Annotated in this window: 19 protein-coding genes; 2 read left to right on the forward strand and 17 right to left on the reverse strand. The window is 40.8% G+C overall.

All coding sequences use genetic code 11. From position 1 onward, the window contains the following. Positions 1–8: 8 nt before the first annotated feature. The 14 genes from OGM16_00485 to guaA all read right to left on the reverse strand — a co-directional run bounded on the left by OGM16_00485 (position 9) and on the right by guaA (position 9,772). Positions 9–419, reverse strand: a complete 411-nt coding sequence (locus OGM16_00485) for a single-stranded DNA-binding protein (protein ID UYJ46795.1) — start codon at positions 417–419, stop codon at positions 9–11. Positions 420–1,038: 619 nt separating this feature from the next. Further along, positions 1,039–1,248 carry a DUF6219 family protein gene (locus tag OGM16_00490; GenBank protein UYJ46796.1) on the reverse strand — a complete coding sequence of 70 codons (210 nt, stop codon included), beginning with the start codon at positions 1,246–1,248 and terminating at the stop codon, positions 1,039–1,041. A gap of 75 nt (positions 1,249–1,323) precedes the next feature. Further along, entirely contained in the window at positions 1,324–1,848 is a 525-nt protein-coding gene (locus tag OGM16_00495; GenBank protein ID UYJ46797.1) for a flavodoxin family protein, read from the reverse strand. A 24-nt stretch (positions 1,849–1,872) separates the two neighbouring features. Continuing rightward, positions 1,873–2,430 carry a hypothetical protein gene (locus tag OGM16_00500; GenBank protein ID UYJ46798.1) on the reverse strand — a complete coding sequence of 186 codons (558 nt, stop codon included), beginning with the start codon at positions 2,428–2,430 and terminating at the stop codon, positions 1,873–1,875. Positions 2,431–2,475: 45 nt separating this feature from the next. Then, positions 2,476–2,781 carry a hypothetical protein gene (locus OGM16_00505; protein UYJ46799.1) on the reverse strand — a complete coding sequence of 102 codons (306 nt, stop codon included), beginning with the start codon at positions 2,779–2,781 and terminating at the stop codon, positions 2,476–2,478. Between the two features lie 105 nt (positions 2,782–2,886). Then, complete coding sequence (locus tag OGM16_00510; protein ID UYJ46800.1) at positions 2,887–3,981, reverse strand: replication initiator protein A; 1,095 nt, start codon at positions 3,979–3,981, stop codon at positions 2,887–2,889. 24 nt (positions 3,982–4,005) lie between these two features. Then, positions 4,006–4,872 (reverse strand): ParB/RepB/Spo0J family partition protein, encoded by an 867-nt coding sequence (locus OGM16_00515; protein ID UYJ46801.1) that lies wholly within the window; start codon positions 4,870–4,872, stop codon positions 4,006–4,008. Then, positions 4,862–5,668: a ParA family protein gene (locus OGM16_00520; protein UYJ46802.1), complete on the reverse strand. Its 807-nt coding sequence runs from the start codon at positions 5,666–5,668 to the stop codon at positions 4,862–4,864. The genes OGM16_00515 and OGM16_00520 overlap by 11 nt, the downstream gene beginning before the upstream one ends. Continuing rightward, positions 5,640–6,032: a hypothetical protein gene (locus OGM16_00525; GenBank protein UYJ46803.1), complete on the reverse strand. Its 393-nt coding sequence runs from the start codon at positions 6,030–6,032 to the stop codon at positions 5,640–5,642. Before OGM16_00525 ends, OGM16_00520 begins: the two co-directional genes overlap by 29 nt. Before the next feature lie 3 nt (positions 6,033–6,035). Next, positions 6,036–7,115 (reverse strand): site-specific integrase, encoded by a 1,080-nt coding sequence (locus OGM16_00530; protein ID UYJ46804.1) that lies wholly within the window; start codon positions 7,113–7,115, stop codon positions 6,036–6,038. 2 nt (positions 7,116–7,117) lie between these two features. Further along, the gene (locus tag OGM16_00535; protein ID UYJ46805.1) at positions 7,118–7,315 is read right to left on the reverse strand and encodes a helix-turn-helix domain-containing protein; all 198 of its coding nucleotides are present in this window, start codon (positions 7,313–7,315) and stop codon (positions 7,118–7,120) included. After that, complete coding sequence (locus OGM16_00540) at positions 7,312–7,530, reverse strand: hypothetical protein (GenBank protein UYJ46806.1); 219 nt, start codon at positions 7,528–7,530, stop codon at positions 7,312–7,314. The genes OGM16_00535 and OGM16_00540 overlap by 4 nt, the downstream gene beginning before the upstream one ends. Next, a complete protein-coding gene (locus tag OGM16_00545; protein ID UYJ46807.1) occupies positions 7,523–7,750 on the reverse strand; it encodes a DNA-binding protein in 228 nt (75 codons plus the stop codon). The genes OGM16_00540 and OGM16_00545 overlap by 8 nt, the downstream gene beginning before the upstream one ends. Positions 7,751–8,176: 426 nt before the next feature. Beyond that, on the reverse strand, positions 8,177–9,772 hold the full coding sequence (gene guaA, locus OGM16_00550; protein ID UYJ48521.1) for a glutamine-hydrolyzing GMP synthase: 1,596 nt from the start codon (positions 9,770–9,772) through the stop codon (positions 8,177–8,179). Positions 9,773–10,238: 466 nt separating this feature from the next. Between guaA and OGM16_00555 the strand changes: the two genes are divergently transcribed. After that, positions 10,239–11,657 (forward strand): FAD-binding oxidoreductase, encoded by a 1,419-nt coding sequence (locus OGM16_00555; GenBank protein ID UYJ46808.1) that lies wholly within the window; start codon positions 10,239–10,241, stop codon positions 11,655–11,657. A 943-nt stretch (positions 11,658–12,600) separates the two neighbouring features. Continuing rightward, complete coding sequence (gene mgtE / locus OGM16_00560) at positions 12,601–14,001, forward strand: magnesium transporter (GenBank protein UYJ46809.1); 1,401 nt, start codon at positions 12,601–12,603, stop codon at positions 13,999–14,001. Between the two features lie 101 nt (positions 14,002–14,102). On the opposite strand, the gene OGM16_00565 is transcribed toward mgtE, so the two are convergent. From OGM16_00565 to OGM16_00575, 3 genes are all read right to left on the reverse strand, one after another. Beyond that, positions 14,103–14,912 carry a GTP pyrophosphokinase gene (locus OGM16_00565; GenBank protein UYJ46810.1) on the reverse strand — a complete coding sequence of 270 codons (810 nt, stop codon included), beginning with the start codon at positions 14,910–14,912 and terminating at the stop codon, positions 14,103–14,105. Between the two features lie 342 nt (positions 14,913–15,254). Further along, positions 15,255–17,162, reverse strand: a complete 1,908-nt coding sequence (locus OGM16_00570; GenBank protein UYJ46811.1) for an ABC transporter ATP-binding protein/permease — start codon at positions 17,160–17,162, stop codon at positions 15,255–15,257. Further along, positions 17,152–18,897: an ABC transporter ATP-binding protein/permease gene (locus OGM16_00575; GenBank protein UYJ46812.1), complete on the reverse strand. Its 1,746-nt coding sequence runs from the start codon at positions 18,895–18,897 to the stop codon at positions 17,152–17,154. Before OGM16_00575 ends, OGM16_00570 begins: the two co-directional genes overlap by 11 nt. Between the last annotated feature and the right edge of the window lie 94 nt (positions 18,898–18,991).

The raw sequence follows: 18,991 nt of genomic DNA on the forward strand, positions 1-18,991 counted from the left end.
TTGTCCTCCTATCGAAATGGCATTTCTTGTTCAAGTTCTTCTGGTATATCGAATGGAATCTTCCTCTTCTCTGCTGGTTGAAATCCGTCAGATTCTTCTTTTTTTGTTTTGGCTTCTGCAAACTCTACATTATCCATAATGACTTCGGTATAATAGGATGCAGTTCCAGTCTGTTCATCTTTGATCTGAGAGATTACCAACTCTCCGGAAAGAGCAATCTTAATTCCTTTTTCAAGATATTTCTCCACAAATTCTGCATTATTTCCATAAGCTGTGATCATCACTACAAATGCTTTGCTTGTGCGATTTCTTTTTACTACCAGTGGAAACCTAGATACTTTGGTTTGTCCCTTTTGCGTAGATGTCAGCTTAGTTTCTGGATCTCTGGCAAGTCTACCCATTAAAACAATCGTATTCATTCTTTTTGTCCTCCCTTTCTTCCTGCAACACCCTTCCCTGGTATTTCAAACAGGATAATAATCTGTGCATTTTCTGCACGAAAAAATGAGGAATGGATTCGAACCATTCCCCACTTGCTACAGGATTTCTCCTGTAATATAAATAAGAAAATCTAAGTATTCACATTTGGGCTTTGTCTGTACATATACATCTGATCGTTATCATTCCAGATAACCCGGCTGTAAAAATACAGTCACAGTCTCTGTTTCAGCAGAGGTCCTGTACCCTTCGGTGGTATCATTATTGCTTCGCTCTTCCCGTAGGAGTCTTCGCCTGCACGAGCCGGATTATCTCCGGTAAGCATGTTCCTCAAGATGTATCAGCTCCTTCAATTGTCAAGGTGCAATCGGAAGAACTGTCTGAACCTCTTTTACGTTTGTGATTTTTGGAAATCAGAGGATTTTCAATTTGCCTTCCATATACTCTGTATTGGGAGCGACAAAATCGGACATGATTTTAGAAATTTTTTGAAATTATTTTTTGAAGTGTAAAAAGATATAAAAAAAAGATGCCAGGATTTCTCCTGACACCATAGTGACTATGCCAACTTCGTGCCCACTGGGCACAAGGTTGATTGTATTATTCTTCATTTCCTAATGATATTGGTTCTTTCTTTGTTTTCTTGTTTTTAGATATCATCTTATGACCTGTGTAAATAGCCATAATCATACAAAGCAAAGAACTTGCCGCAAAATATTTATGGCTTGATTTTGAACCTTTATATCCGCTATAAAAAGTTCCTAGCATCGTTATCAATGCTCCGACAGACCAATATTCATGAGCTTTCATTCTAACATCTCCCTTTGTGTTAATTTTAATATGTACCGTTTGATGAAATATGCAAACAGGAATTTGGAACGTGCTTTATAAATTTTTTCCGATCCCCTCAAGTTCGTTCATGGAATCCTTGTTTTTTTCAAGTTCATCTCTGGCTGTTGCATAATATGATTTTTTGAAAAGCATATCCCATGAAAGATATTTTGCCATACAGTCAAACTGCTTATCAATCAGCTCATACTGGATACTGTCTACGGGAGAACCGCCTACAACAATCGTGCCAACTTTTTTATTTTTTAACTGCAATCCACGGCAGTAGCACTTATCAATGATAAGTTTCAATTGTGCTGACATTCCCCACCAATAAACTGGTGTAGCAAAAAGAATCATATCTGCGGCAGCAATTTTATCAATTGTAGGATTTGTATCATCCTTATCGACGCATCCCTTAGAGCATTGACAGACACCACATCCCTTGCATGGTGCAATGTTGAGTTTGTCAGGTTCAATGATTTCAATTTCATTCTTTTCTGATGCTCCTTTTATAAATGCATTGATTGCTGTCAGCGTGTTTCCTTTTCTGGCACTTCCATTAATGATTACAATTTTCATGCGTGTATCCTCCAACTTCCGATTTCATGATATCATTTCTAATACAGATTTTACCGTATTTTTCAGATTCAGTCCATCTTTTAATCCCAGTCGATAGAAAAATTCTTCTGTTTCTGCTCCACTGCTAAAAATTGCATTACAGTATTCCGTAATCACTTCTTCCTGTTCTTGGGATAACGTTTCCAGTAATTTCTGGTATTTCTTATCAATCTCACTTACTGGCTCTTTATCCTGCTTTAACTTCCATTCTGAATATGCTTTCCCCATATGCTCTGTAATTGTCAGATTCACAAATTCCTGCACTTCCTCGGATATGGTGCTCGCAGATTCCTGTTTATCTTTCTTTTTATCATTTGATTTTTCAAGTGTCGTGTCATCAATATAACGAATGATTTCTCGAATATTTGACTTCATCGACTGCAGATATCCTTTCATCAGCACAGCTACTTTTCTAGCATCCGATTTTTCGGTTTCTTTTTCCAGCATATAAAACTCTTCCAGTTCTTTCAGAATATCCATCCCTGCTTTCATCTGAAATTCCACCTCAAGCAAATCATCCATCACTTTATATAATTCTTCCATTGTTTATTTCTGCCTTTCCATATAGCGCCACTATATTTTCCACAATCATCCAAAAATAAATTCCTGTAATCCACATTTCACAACTTCAATTACTGCAACTATCCCCATACCGATATGTGGGAGTAGAACAAACACTACTGTCGTAATAATCGCTGATTTCATTGTCCAGTCCGTACTGATTCCAAACCCAATACTCAAAACTTCTGTCACAACAGAGATTCCGGCTATCAGATAGCAGAATCCAGCAGATAACCCAACCAGGAACACCAGCACAATATTCACCGCTGCAAGTACCAGCCAAACAGGAGCTGCAATAATTCGAAATGGCAGTTTTATCATAAATCTCAACATAATTCTTCCTCCTACTTTGTGCCCAGTGGACACAAGGTTATTTTAGCATATCTGCCAGATATGACTATCTCTTTTTAAACTTCGTGCCCAGTGGGCACAAAGTTCTTACCTGTCTGGAATATCCTTCCCCCAGTACATGTCATGTCGAACTTCAGCATCATAAAACTGATTGATTGTTGCAGGAGCGTTATACAATACCGTCAGCATATACTGCCGGATATTCTTCACTTTGCTTGTACTCCTGTCAAGACTGAAAAACACATACTGGATGTGTTCATACCCGACTTTGAGCAAACGGCTCTTGACCACTTGTGTAGGCACAGCTTCCCCATTGATCTGTTGATATGTCTTTGTCGAACATATTGCATCCAGCATCAGCTCTACCAGCTCTTCTACTCGTCCAGTTCCATAGCTCTGACAAAGGATCTCATATTCGATATTATCATGAATTAACTGTCGATACTCATTTCTCTCCTGTATCCTATCTCTCCCTTTCTCTTGTTCAGATAGATATTGATAAGATTCATTCTCACTAAATTCAGTATAATTATATTCAGTATTATTACAGTTTGTTTTTGAAACTTCTTGAAGTTTGTTTTCTAAACTTCTTGAAGTTTGTTTTTCAAACTCCTTGAAGTTTGTTTTTGAAACTTCTTGAAGTTTATTTTTCAAACTTCCTGAAGTTTGTTTTTCAAACTTCTGTGTATTTACGGGCTTTTCCGGCTCTTTTTTCGCATATTCTTCTATTTCTGTCTCTGTATTTTCTTTTCTCTCTGCTACATTTTCCGGTGTTTCTTCCGAATCAAAGATTGCTGGCTCATCTGGATATTCTGTCAGGCTGAAATTTTTCACGTAAATAACATTTGTTTTTCCAAGTCCGATTCGCCTCTTCTCAATCAATCCAATCCCTTTTTCCTGATCCAGCTCTTTTAGACAATTCACAGCCTTATTCCTGCCACAGTTAAGCATTTCCATAATCTCTTCCACCGAAAAGAAAATATATGCCCTGTCCTCTTCATCAAACCACCGGTTCTTGATGGACAGTGACATCCGGTCTAACATCAGTCCGTACAGCACCTTTGCTTCGCAGGAGAGATTTTTAAAATATTCACTTGTAAACAGCAGTTTGGGAATACGATAAAAACTGTACATATCGCATTCCATTCCTTGAAAATAATGGAATGTTGCTCTTATACTCATGACACATCCCTCCCTTCGTACTTATCAATGATTCTGATTGCTCCATTCCTCCAAAAGCTGACATATAACAGTCCGTATCTTCTGTTCATCATACTCTGGAGGAAAATACTTCTTAATTTCATCCTGTTTTAATGTTACCGTTGTTTTCTTTTTACGCTCTCCTATAACCAGGAGCCGCACAATCTCTTTTGTCAGCGTTTTTTCTTCTCGATGTTGCCTTATTTTTTTTGCCTGTTCCAGACTTGGATATTTTCCGGTACTCTCATGCACTTCCTCCACCATCTCCTGTTCTGGAACCGTAAGGTAGGAAAGCTCTACACCTACCTGCAATCCGATCACATCACGATCTACTGCGTTTAATAGGTCATTCATCAGATAAGTAAGCCGGATATAGCGATACACCTGCCTTGCACTGTCATTTGCGTTCTTTCCAATGTCTTTCGCACTGATACCGCCTGATGTTCCCTGATGATTCATTGCTTCCATCTTCATACGGTAAGCAAATGCCTTTTCACTTGGGAGTATATTAGGTCTCTGCAGATTGCTGTCTACCATCGCACGGACAGCTGTATCTTGATCCATATTTCTGATAATAACCGGAACCTCTTTAAGACCAGCAAGTTGTGCCGCATGTCTCCTTCTGTGACCGGCGATGATTTCATATTCACCATCACCCAGCGGTCGTACCAGTAATGCTGTAAGAATTCCCTCTTCTTTCACACTTTCCACCAGTTCCGCCATTGCCTCATCATCATTTACTTGAAATGGATGGTTCTCGAAAGAATGTAAATGCTCAAGTGAAACCTGCTGGATATCGTTCGTTTCTTCTCCTCCTCCAAGTAATTCATCATAAGATGTCAGTTTTATCTTCGATGCACTTCTACCTTTCATCCAAAAGCACCTCCTGTGTCATCTGCCAATATGCAGCCGCTACTTTTCCTTTTGGATCATGCTCAAATATGCTGATTCCTTCCGCACTGATTTCAGCTGCTCGTACTGAAAATGGAATACTCTGTGGAAAAATCTTAATCTGGTTTCCATATGTATCAAAAATCAGATCAGATATATCTCTTGCATAGTTCGTTCGGTTATCCACCATTGTGATCAATATACCTCCAATTTTCAGTTGTTTGTTAAGCTGTCTTCGCACCTTTCCTATCGTCCGTATCAGCTGTTCTAGACCCTTTACAGGAAGATAAGCCGCCTGGACAGGTATAATAACTGCATCGACACTGGCAAGTGCATTGATCGTCAGCATTCCAAGTGATGGCATACAGTCAATCAATATATAGTCGTATTCTTCTCTCATTCTTTCTATATATTGTTTTAAGACAAGTTCCCTGCTCATAATATTTACAAGTGAAACTTCCATTCCAGAGAGTTCGATGTTTGCCGGAATCAAATCAATTCCTTCCTGGTGATGTAAAATTCCCAGTGTATTTTCAAATAGTTCATCTTCTACAATCTTTGTCAGAATAGTAGCCAGTGTGATTGGTAATTCATCTGGGTTATGATACCCAAGACTTGCTGTCATACTTCCCTGCGGATCATTGTCAATCACAAGCACTTTCTTCCCTGCTTTTGCAAGTCCGACTGCCAGATTCACGCAACTTGTTGTCTTGCCAACCCCGCCTTTTTGTGAACACAATGCCAGCACTTTACAATCCTTCATTACTTTCTCTTCCATCCTTTTTATCCTCCCATAAATAACTTGAACCTTTCAGCATCCATAATGCTGCTTCCAAAAATGCAAGATACCGTTCTGTCATACTATCAAGAACCGGTTCTGAAATAACTGGTTTTTCAGACTTCAAATCTTTTGCCACATCCTCCAAAACCAAACTCATTTCCTTCATTTCTGACCGGATAATCTCAATTGTTTCTTTCTTTCCAACAACACATACATGATTGTAAATGCATGATCGGACGATATAATCCTGTTTTTTCATTCCGCTCACTTTCACTCGTTCTTCAATTGTTGCTTTTTCATAAGAATTCACCCGAAAAGAAATGGTCGTTGTGTTGTGTTTTCCATGTCTGTCACCAGCCATCGCTTATTCCTCCTCTTCCTCATGTTTCTTATCTAGCAAACCTGCTAATTTACTCTGTGTAGACGGATACAGATGTGAATAAGTGTTCAACGTGGTTTCCACCTTTTCATGTCCAAGGCGTTCTGCAATCTCCAATGGAGCCACCCCCATATCAACCAGCATACTGGCATGGGAATGGCGGAGATCATGAAGTCGTATCCGCTTTACACCAGACCGCTCGATTCCGGTAGCCATACAATGTTCCATATGCGATTTGGTAAACCGAAAAAGTCTTTCCTTTTTCATAATTCCATACAAATGACTGCAATACTCCCGAAATTCCTCTGCAAGAAAATCCGGCATCGTAATCACACGGATACTCTTTGGAGTTTTCGGCTGCGTGATCATATCCTTTCCTTTCAGTCTCTGATAAGATTTATTGATTGATATGGTTTTCTCTTCAAGATTGATGTCATTATAAGTAAGTGCAAGCAATTCACCGATACGCATTCCGGTCCAGTACAACAAAAGAAACGCCATTCTTGTCTCCGGCTTATCACTTACTGTCTCCAGAAAAGCATTGAACTCTTCCTGCATCCAGAAGTCCTTCGGTTCTCCTTTACTCTTGCCAATCGCTCCTGCCTTCCTGCAGGGATTATCCTGCAGGTTATAATACCGCATTGCATAATTGAAGATTGCAGTCAGCTGGCAGTTCACTGTTTTCAGATAAGTAGGAGAATATCCTTTTCCATTCTTATCCTTATACGTCAGCAACTCATTCTGCCATGCACGGACGTCTGCCACCGTAATTTCACTGAGAATCTTCTTTTCAAAATAAGGCTTGATTTTCAGGTCAATAATATATCGCTTCGTGTACATAGTGTTTTCTCTGAGACGGACATCCATATCTTTGTAATAAATCTCCAGAAAATTTCCAAATTCAATATCCACACCCTGGCTCTGCTGTTGCAGGAAATCTCTTTCCCATTCCTTAGCTTCACCCTTGGTCCTGAATCCTCTTTTCTGTTTTCTTTTCCGATTTCCCTGCCAGTCTTTGTAATAGACCTGTACTTTCCAGTTTTTTCCTTCTTTGTAAACCCCCATTGCTAATCCTCGACTTTCATGCCATAAATCTTTTCTGCCAGGAATTTCGTAGAGATTTTTCCAGATACTACAATATAGCCTTTTGCCTTCAATTCTTTGTTGTATTCTCGCATCAGACTATATGCATAAGTTTTTGAAACTCCAAGAATTGCACACACATCATCCACATCCATATACATTTTTTCCTGCATCATACTCATACCGCTTTATCCTCCTTCAAATACTGCTCAACATGTTCCAGACCATAGATCTTGTCCTCTACATAGCGGGTTGGCACCCGACCGAGAATCACATAATAGTTCTTGCTTGCCAGATCGGCATTCATTCTTTCCACTACCCGGTAAGCAAACGAAACTGATAATCCAAAGAGTTCTGCAATGTCTTCCACTGATAAATACATTTTTCTCTTACGCATGAAACCATTCCTTTCCCTCTTCCTGTGGAATCTCACAAGTATCTTCTACTCCGTAGAAACGCTTCACAAAATACTTTGTCGGAACTTTTCCTCTAAGCGTCAGGTAGCCCTGTTCTTCCAGTTCCTTGTTCAGATTTCCGATGATTTCATAAGCCGATGTCTGTTTTACTTCCAGAAGTTCACATATATCGGCTGCCTTTAAAAATAATTTATTCTGCATAATCAGTACCTCCTCTGTTTTGAATATTTATCTCTTCATATACTCTGTACTGGCAGATGCAAAATCGGACATCATTTTCCGAAATTTATCAAATTTTCTTGTTTTTTAATTCTCCATCAGTGTGATTACTGTGTCATGGAGTTTAAGCTCATCGAAAGTAAAGAACCTTTCTGTGGTATCTGTTTTCTAAATGCAGGCAACAAAAAAACAGTCTGCCTTGACGAAAATCACTTCAATCAAAACAAACTGTTCTTCATATTTACTCTAATTTTATTTTATGAGAATAACCGATTTCACGAAATTTGCAGGTGAATCTGGAATATAAACAAGAGAAAAAAATAATTTTTAAACTCCATTTGCACTCCATTTGGTCTTTTCGACACCCCGCAAAGCCTTTATTTATGGGCTTTTCCGCGATTTTTCAAGCTACTCAAACTCAATCGTTGCCGGTGGCTTACCAGTGCAATCATACAATACTCTGTTTACATGCTTCACTTCATTAACAATTCTGCTTGCTACTTTTCCAAGTACTTCCCACGGGATCTCTGCTGCTTCTGCAGTCATGAAATCAATGGTGTTTACGGCTCTTAATGCGATGGCATAGTCATAAGTTCTTTCGTCACCCATAACACCTACGGAACGCATATTTGTCAATGCTGCGAAATACTGGCCAATACTGCGGTCAAGTCCTGCATTTGCAATCTCTTCGCGGTAGATAGCATCTGCTTCCTGTACCATCTTTACTTTTTCAGCAGTTACTTCACCAATGATACGGATTCCAAGACCCGGACCTGGGAATGGCTGACGGTATACCAGTTTTTCCGGAATACCAAGCTCTAAACCAGCTTTACGTACTTCGTCCTTGAACAGATTACGGAGAGGCTCGATGATCTCCTTAAAATCTACATAGTCAGGAAGTCCTCCTACATTGTGGTGGGACTTGATCACTGCAGATTCGCCTCCCAGACCGCTCTCTACAACGTCCGGATAAATGGTTCCCTGTACCAGGAAGTCTACAGCACCGATCTTCTTTGCTTCTTCCTCAAATACACGGATAAATTCTTCGCCAATGATCTTACGTTTTCTTTCTGGCTCTTCCACACCTGCTAATTTGCTATAAAAACGATCCTGGGCATTAACACGGATAAAGTTTAAATTATATGGGCCGTTTGGTCCGAATACCTCTTCTACTTCATCACCCTCGTTTTTACGCAGAAGACCATGATCTACAAATACACAGGTCAGCTGATCACCAACTGCTTTTGCCAGCATAACAGCTGCTACAGAAGAGTCTACTCCACCAGACAGTGCACACAGCACTTTTCCGTTTCCAACTTTCTCCCGTATAGTTTTGATGGTATTTTCAACAAAAGCATCCATCTTCCAGTCGCCTGCACAGCCACAGACATTGTATACAAAGTTGGACAGCATCTTGGTTCCTTCTACAGTATGAAGCACTTCCGGATGATACTGGATCGCATACAAGTTCTTCTCTTCCCATTCAACAGCTGCTACCGGACAGTTATCTGTGTGGGCAATGATCTTAAATCCAGGAGCTTCTTTTTCGATGTAATCGTTGTGGCTCATCCAGCAGATCGTCTTTTCAGATACGTTCTTAAATAACTTGCTGTTGTTGTCTACGGTTACTTCGATCTTTCCGTACTCACGAACAGGTGCCTTGCATACATGACCACCCAGTAAATGCATCATCAGCTGTGCGCCATAGCACAGGCCCAGTACCGGGATTCCCAGTTCAAACAGTTCTTTGCTACAGGTAGCAGCACCTTCTTCATATACACTGTTTGGTCCTCCGGTTAAAATGATGCCCTTTGGATTCATTTCTTTGATCTTTTCAATATCAGTTCTGTAAGAATAGATCTCACAATAAACATTGCACTCACGTACACGGCGGGCAACCAGCTGATTGTACTGACCGCCAAAGTCGATCACAATAATCTTCTCTCTGTTCACGAGTCTTCCTCCTAATTTTTGTATGATAAAACGATGATCCAACCGTTTCATCTTCATATATCTCGTTTCATTATACCTAAAATAATTTCACTATACAAGTAGATTCCCTAAAATCCTTATGGTTTTCCTATTACTCTTTCATTTTTCACAATTTATATTATTTTTCGCCATAAAAAAACAGCATTTTTCTCATAGCATTTTCTTCTTTTTTCCTGTTTTTTTCATATTTGTTAATTACATAACATTTTTCTTTAAAATAAACGGCAAAGTCTTTCCGCTTTTTTCTCATTATACATCTTTTCCGGAAACTTTATTCCATAAAATCGCCCAAAAATCATCCTTACTTTTTTGTACATTGTTAATAAAATTACGTACAAAACTCTCGTTTTATCTTTGTATGTTTTACACATTGCACAATTTTTACTCTTTTTTATATAATGAATCTGCCAAATAAAAAGCGTTCTATATTTAATCTAAAACAGGTCACACCTGCTATAAAACACAGGAGGTTTTAATTATGGATCAGTATAACACTCTCACACCTGAGATTATTTCTAAATTAAAAGAGGTATCAGACCATATCCTTACCGGCGATGATATCAACCCTGATTTTTCCAGGGATGAAATGCCTATTTATGGCACACATATGCCAGACCTGGTAGTTCAGCCACGTTCCACTGAAGAAGTAGCTGCTGTTATGAAAATCTGCTATGAAAATACGATTCCTGTCACTCCAAGAGGTGCCGGAACTGGACTTGCAGGAGGTGCAGTTCCCCTTCTTGGCGGTGTTCTCCTTGACATGTCTAAGATGAACCGGATCTTAAACTATGATCTGGAAAATTTTGTTGTAAATATCGAAAGCGGTGTTCTTTTGAATGATCTTGCTGCTGACTGTCTGACAAAAGGCATGATGTATCCGCCAGATCCAGGTGAAAAATTTGCCTGTGTAGGTGGAAATGTTGCTACCAATGCCGGAGGCATGCGCGCTGTAAAATATGGTTCCACCAGGGATTACGTACGTGCTATGACTGTTGTTCTTCCAACCGGTGAGATCACCCACCTTGGTGCTACTGTTTCCAAGACCTCTTCCGGCTATTCCCTGTTAAACCTGATGATCGGTTCTGAAGGTACTTTAGGCATCATTACAGAGCTGACCTTAAAGATCATTCCTTCTCCAAAAGCAAGCGCTTCCCTGATCGTACCATTTGAAGATCTGAAAACAGCACTTGAAACCGTGCCAAAATTAAAAATGTCTTCCTTAAATCCTCAGGCCATCGAATTTATGGAGCGTGAAATCGTACTGGCTTCTGAACGCCATACCGGACGTTCCGTTTTCCCACAGGAAATGGGTGGACAGCCAGTTGGTGCTTATCTTCTGATCACACTGGATTCTGACAGTGAAGACCAGTTATATACACTTCTTGAACAAGCGGCAGAATTAGTATTAGATGCCGGAGCTATGGACGTTTTAGTAGCTGACAGCCCTGCAAAAATGCGTGATGCCTGGGCTGCCCGTTCTGCCTTTCTGGAAGTTATTATGGAAGAAACAAAACTTCTTGATGAATGCGACGTTGTAGTTCCTGTTACCAAGATCGCCTCTTATCTTGAATTTGTAAATAAGGCCGGTGAAGAATGTGGTCTGGTGATCCGTTCCTTTGGTCACGCCGGTGACGGAAACCTGCATATTTACGAGTGCTCTAATGACCTTACTGAAGAGGAATTTAAAAAGCGCGTAGACAAGTTCTTTGATATTATCTATAAAGAAGCTTGTGCACAGGGCGGACTGGTATCCGGCGAACATGGTATCGGCTCCGGTAAGATTCAGTACCTGATAGACTCCATTGGCGAGACCAATATGGCCCTTATGGAAGGCATTAAACGTGTATTTGATCCGAAAATGATCTTAAATCCAGGCAAAGTATGCTACCGCCTATAATATAATATGAGATACTGGTACATCGTTTTCGAAATAACGATACCACTCACTTGTCTACGAATCTGATTGCACAGGCCTAAAAGCCTCAGCGTAGCCCGCTACGCCTGCGTTTTTAGACCTGCACACTCAAATCCGCATCCTACGTGATTAGTACAGTTATTTACGAAACGATGTACCAGGGTCAAAAGGTCGGGAGTCCGATGCAAACTTGCTTGCAGGAGGATTTGTGACCTTGGGACCCGCCAAAAACATGAGTAAGAAGCCATTTTTTGAAGAAAAATGAGCGGATTACGAATGTTTTTAGTATTACGGAAGTGCAAAGCACGTAGCAATTCGGTATCAGAGGGGGTAAAATACCTTTTGACTCCAACATCTAATATGATACCAGTTCCAAAAAAAGATGACTCAGGACAGTTTTCCACTTCCCGGGTCATCTTTTTTATTATCTGATCTATCATCTTTTCTATAACCTTTTAAATCAGATCTACCATGATCTTCTTCATTTTCTTCCTACAAACTTTTTTAAATAAAATTTACATATTTTTATCAATAGACAGGTACATTTTATATTGAAAATTTTAAAACCAGGCTATATAATGTATAAAGAAGTTGTTAAGAAATACTTCTGGTCAATGAACCATTAATCTTACGAAAAAAGGCAGGTGAACAGAATGGACGGTTGCGATAGTCATGGGCGAAGTAGATGCACGGGATATAAAGGAAACAGCAGTCTGTTCTGTTTCGTATAATTATCGTCTTTAGCAATAAACAGATCATAACAGAATTTCTTTTTCATTTCTTATCCCGTTTTACAACTCCCGTAATATACATCGCAAAGCTGTAATAAGGAGGATCAGATGTATCGGTCCTGCGATTTTTTGTTCTGCACATTTTTAGACTGTGCAGGCTTTGTTGTGCAAAAAAGTGAATAAAGGAGACTGAAATGGAAAACAAAATTCAAGTTCAGGACCACAGCCAGGAGATTCTGTCTGTGATCCGAAGCAATGCCTCACCAGGCATTCTGAGAAACAAACTGGAAGATTACCATGAAAATGACCTTGCTGACATTTTCCCGGAACTGACATTAGCAGAGCGGCGCAAGATCTGCCGTATCCTTGATACAAATATGCTTTCTGACATTTTTGAGCATATCGATCAGAAACAGGCTGCTGAATATCTGGATGAAATGGATATAAAAAAAGCTGCTTCTATCCTTTCTGCCATGGAAACAGACTCTGTTGTGGATGTATTAAAAATGACTCCCAAGGAAAAACGTGCCCTTCTTACAGAACTGCTGGATGATGACGCAAAAAAGGATATTGCTGTGATCGCTGCATTCGATGAAGATGAGATCGGCAGCTGGATGACCACAAATTGTATTGTGATCCGTGAAAACCTTACTGTAAAGCAGGCCATGAGCAGTCTGGTAGAACAGGCCGCTAAAAATGACAATATTTCCACCATTTTCATGGTAACAGAAGATCAGACCTTTTATGGTGCAATGGATCTGAAAGATCTGATCATTGCCCGACAGGATTCCGCCTTAGAGGATCTGATCGTTACCTCTTATCCTTATGTATATGGTCACGAACTGATCGATGACTGTATTGAAAAACTGAAAGACTATTCTGAGGACTCTATCCCAGTCCTTAATAATAACAATAAACTGCTTGGTGTTATCACTTCCCAGAGCATCGTAGACCTGGTAGATGATGAAATGGGTGAAGATTACGCAAAGTTCGCAGGTCTGACTGCTGAAGAAGATTTAAAAGAACCTTTAAAAGAAAGTTTAAAAAAACGTCTTCCATGGCTGTTAGTCCTGTTAGCTCTTGGTATGGTCGTTTCCTCTGTTGTAGGTCTTTTTGAACAGGTTGTAAGCCAGCTGACGCTGATCATGTGCTTCCAGTCCCTGATCTTAGACATGGCCGGAAACGTTGGTACCCAGTCTCTGGCTGTTACCATCCGCGTACTTATGGACGAATCTCTTACAGGCAAACAGAAACTGGAGCTGGTATGGAAGGAAATGCGTATTGCTTTCTCAAATGGTCTGATCCTTGGCATTCTTTCTTTTGCAGCCATTGGTTTATACATTGTGATCGCAAAGGGAAAACCTTTCGCATTTGCTTATGCTGTATCCGGCTGTATCGGAGCTGCACTGCTTTCGGCAATGGTAATCTCCGGTGCTGTAGGCACATGTATCCCGCTGTTCTTTAAGAAGATCAATGTTGACCCGGCAGTTGCTTCCGGTCCACTGATCACAACGGTAAACGACTTAGTAGCTGTTATTTCCTATTATGGACTAAGCTGGATCTTACTGATCAATATCATGCATCTGGCTGGTTAAAACAGAAAACAGGCAGGCATAACTTCTGCCCCCTGCAGTATATAAAAAATACGCTTTCTCTTCTGTAATTCTCTCTGGAACCCGGAAAAGAAAGCGTATTTTTATTTTTCATCTTCTGCCGAATGATGTGTCAGTAATCCCTGTTCTTCTCTCACACTTCGCATCCTGCGAAAATAGGAACTCATCTCATCAGCCATACCGGAAAGGCGGTTTAACAAGGTGGAAAAATCCTTTAACATTTCATCATCTTTATAATATGGATAGACAATGTCATGGTCGATCTCACTCCAGCCTTCCTCAAACAGCGTTCTTCCCTGGATCTCTACATAATATCCTTTGTATTTGATAATATAGTGGAGAGAACGGTAGATTCCGTCTGATTTAATGTCGATCAGCTTTTCATCATAAATCCGGGTATCACCATTTCTCCGGTACACCTTTGGACGCTCTGCAATATAGCAATGGGATGGATCTTCGTCAAAATCCTGTCCTCTGTCCTTTACATAAATGTCTGGGTCATTTTCAAATACAGTGGTAATATATTTGTGGAAATAGATCCAATCTTCCCGGTAAAGGAAAAATACACGGATACCGATCAGGTCGGTCATGTATTTATAATAATTATTCCTGTTAAGATCTTTGAATTTCTCCGGATCTTCTTTCCGTTTTCGTATGATCTTCTCCAAAAGATGTCCCGGATTTTTGGTACGGTATCGGTAGGAATGAATTCCCGCCCGCTCAATATCATAGAGATAATCATTGACAAAGTCTTTGCCGATCTCCCGGAGTTTTTCTTCTTTTGACAGATAATCATCATAGATCGCTGCCAGCTCTTCCCAAGAAATGTCAGCTGCCTTAAAATCATCTTCGTCAATGTTATAGGCTTTTAAGAACGCAGTTTTATCCACCATCTGCCTTCCCCCTTTTCTTTTTTATGTTCTCTCGGAATTTTTCTGTACCTGATTTTGCGAGAAGATTTTTTGTCAGTTGTACCCCAATTTTGTTTTTTCCTGCTTTTTTCCGACTCGCAAACCCGCGCTGACGCGCTTTACCGCCTGCTGACGCAGGCTGTTTGCTCGTGGAGTGCTTGGAAAAAACAAATGCCGCCTTCGGCGTCGCTTGTTTTTTCCTGCTTTTTTCCGACTCGCAAACCCGCGCTGACGCACTTTACTGCCTGCTGACGCAGGCTGTTTGCTCGTGGAGTGCTTGGAAAAAACAAATGCCGCCTTCGGCGTCGCTTGTTTTTTCCTGCGCTACTCCAGTTCGAAAGCTCCTGTATATAGCTGATAGTATTTTCCTTTTTCTTCGATCAGCTTATCATGGCTTCCGCGCTCGATGATGTGGCCCTGCTCCAGCACCATGATCACATCGGAGTTACGCACTGTGGATAGTCTATGTGCAATAACAAATACAGTACGTCCCTGCATCAGGGCATCCATTCCCCGCTGTACGATGGCTTCTGTACGTGTATCAATAGATGATGTTGCCTCGTCTAAGATCATAACCGGCGGATCTGCAGCGGCTGCTCTGGCAATAGAGATCAGCTGTCTCTGTCCCTGGGATAAATTCTCACCATTTCCGGTAATAGCAGTCTCATAGCCTTCCGGCAGACGGGTGATAAAGTCATGGGCACCGGCCAGTTTTGCTGCTCCTATGCACTCGTCATCTGTTGCATCCGGGTTACTGTAGCGGATATTTTCCATTACAGTGCCGGTAAACAGGTTGGTATCCTGTAAAACAATACCCAAAGAATGGCGCAGATCCGACTTTTTGATCTTCCTGATATTGATGCCATCATAACGGATGGTTCCATCAGAAATATCATAAAAACGATTGATCAGATTGGTAATGGTAGTCTTTCCGGCACCAGTCGCACCTACAAAAGCTACCTTCTGGCCAGGTTCTGCATACAGTGTAATATTATGAAGAACTGTCTTACCAGGATCATAACCAAAATCTACATTTTCAAAACGCACATCACCTGTCAGCCTGGTATAAGTAACCGTTCCATCGCTGTGGGGATGTTTCCATGCCCAGACACCGGTACGTTCTTTGTGCTCTGAAAGAGTTCCGTCAGGATTTTCCACTGCATTTACAAGTGTTACATATCCTTCATCTTCCTCTGGCTTTTCATCTAACAGGCCAAAAATACGTTCCGCACCTGCCATACCCATGACAACGGCATTGATCTGCTGGGAAACCTGGTTGATGTTTCCTGCAAACTGCTTGGTCATGTTTAAGAACGGCACTACGATACTAATAGAAAATGGTAACCGGGAAATGCTTAAATTAGGCACTTTAAACATCAGGAATAAGCTTCCTGCAAGGGCTACTGCCACATACAGCAGGTTACCAATATTGTTTAAGATCGGTCCCAGGGTATTTGCGTATTTATTAGCCGTTTCAGACACATGGAACAGCTCATCATTAATAGCATCAAAAGTCTTTTCGCTTTCTTCTTCATGGCAGAACACCTTAATGACCTTCTGGCCATTCATCATCTCTTCCACAAAACCTTCTGTCCTACCAATAGCTTTCTGCTGCTGGATAAAGAATTTTGCAGAGCTTCCCCCTACTTTCTTTATAATATTCAGCATGAGTACAACACCTGCAACTACCACCAGCGCCATCCAGATACTGTAGTAAAGCATGACGCAGAATACTGTCGTTACCATAACAGCAGAATTTAAAAACTGCGGAATACTCTGGGAGATCAGCTGACGCAGCGTGTCAATATCATTGGTATAGTAACTCATAATATCCCCATGATTATGAGTGTCAAAATATTTTACAGGAAAATCCTGCATACTATTGAACATTTTTTCACGCAGCTTCTTTAAAGTTCCCTGGGTGATCTCAGCCATTTTCCGGTTATAGAAGATAGAAGCCGCCAGCGCCAGACCATAAAGTGTAAGAAGGATACCTGTATAACGCAGTATCTCATCCTTACAGCCATTCCACTCACCGGACTGCCAGTTCTGTTCTACCACAGCAATAACCTTCTGCATAAAAACTGCCGGAATAGAACCTACAATAGCATTAAATAAAATACCTATGAGTACCAGAGGCAACAGCACCGGGAAAAATCCGAAAATGGTGCGGATCAGGCGCAAAAACGTCTTTTTTCCAGCCTTTGCCATGGCTTTTCCATTATTCTTCATCCTGACCGCCTCCTTTGTTCTGTGATTCATATACTTCCCTGTAGATCGGGCTGGTTTTCATCAGCTCTTCGTGATTTCCAACTGCCTGGATCTTTCCGCCATCCATTACAATAATATGATCAGCTTCCTGAACAGATGAAATACGCTGTGCGATAATGATCTTTGTAGTTTCAGGGATAAATTCCTTAAATCCGCTCCGGATCATTGCATCTGTCTTTGTATCTACTGCACTGGTAGAATCATCTAAGATCAGGATCTTTGGCTTTTTAAGAAGTGCTCTTGCAATACAAAGTCTCTGCTTCTGGCCACCTGAAACATTAGCACCGCCCTGTTCAATGTAGGACTTGTACTTATCCGGGAAACGGAGAACAAATTCATCTGCCTGAGCCAGCTTGCAGGCATGGGCCATTTCCTCTGGAGTGGCATTTTTATCACCCCAGCGCAGGTTTTCTTCAATAGTACCTGAAAACAGGATATTCTTCTGTAAAACAACAGCAACCTGGTTTCGCAGTGTCTTAAGGTCATATTCCCTTACATCTCTTCCCCCCACCTTTACCACACCTTCTGTGGTATCATACAGACGGGAGATCAGCTGGATCAAAGTAGACTTTGAAGAACCGGTTCCACCAATAATACCAATAGTCTCACCGGAATTAATATGAAGGTTAATGTTCTCCAGAGCGTTTCTCTCTGCCTTTTTAGAATATTTAAAGCTTACATTTTCAAAATCAACAGAACCGTCCTTTACCTCGTAAACCGGATTTTCCGGATTTACCAGACTGCTCTTTTCTTCCAGAACTTCTACAATTCGCTTTGCAGACTCAGAAGCCAGTGTGATCATAACAAAGACCATGGACAGCATCATAAGACTGCTTAAGATCTGGAAACTATAGGTTAAAAGAGCGGAAAACTGTCCTACATCCAAATCCAGTCCCCGGCTGGTGATGATCGTATAAGAACCAAAGGACAGCACAAAAATCGTAACTGTATACAGGCAGAACTGCATCAGTGGATTGTTAAATGCAAGGATCTTTTCTGCACGGGTAAAATCACCGCATACATCTTCTGCTGCACGGTCAAACTTCTCTTTTTCATACTCCTCCCGCACATAAGATTTCACAACACGGATGCCCTTAATGTTTTCCTGAACAGAGTTATTTAAAGCATCATATTTGTTAAATACAGCGCGGAACAGCGGCATGACCAGGCGGATAATGGAAAAAAGACCAATTCCCAGTATGGGCACTACAATGATAAAAATACATGCCATTCTGCCGCCCATGATAAATGCCATGACAAAGGCAAAAACAAGCATTAATGGGGCACGTATGGCAATACGGACGATCATCATATAAGCCATCTGTACATTAGTCACATCTGTAGTCAGACGTGTAACTAAAGATGAAGATGAAAAACGGTCAATGTTTTCAAAAGAAAAATCCTGGATCTTGTAAAACAGGTCTTTTCTCACGTTCTTTGCAAACCCGCAGGAAGCAGTGGCACAGGCATTACCTGCAGTAATACCGAATATAAGAGAAAGCGTAGCCATAATGACCAGTACCAGACCATACATGGCGATTTCCCTAAAACCGGCACCTGCCTTCATCTGGTTCACCAGCCGTGCAATGACAAATGGAATAATACACTCCATCACCACTTCCAGTGATACCATCAAAGGGGCTTTCAGGGATGCCTGCTTATACTCACGGATGCATTTTGATAAAACTTTCAGCATAATAGGTAAAATACTCCTTTCTGTAAACATGCATGCCAACAATAAGAACAGGACGTCCGCAACGCGAACGTCCTGAATGCGTTTTTCAGTACAT

The sequence above is a fragment of the Lachnospiraceae bacterium genome, from assembly GCA_025758065.1.
In the GTDB taxonomy this organism is placed as follows: Bacteria; Bacillota; Clostridia; order Lachnospirales; family Lachnospiraceae; genus Enterocloster.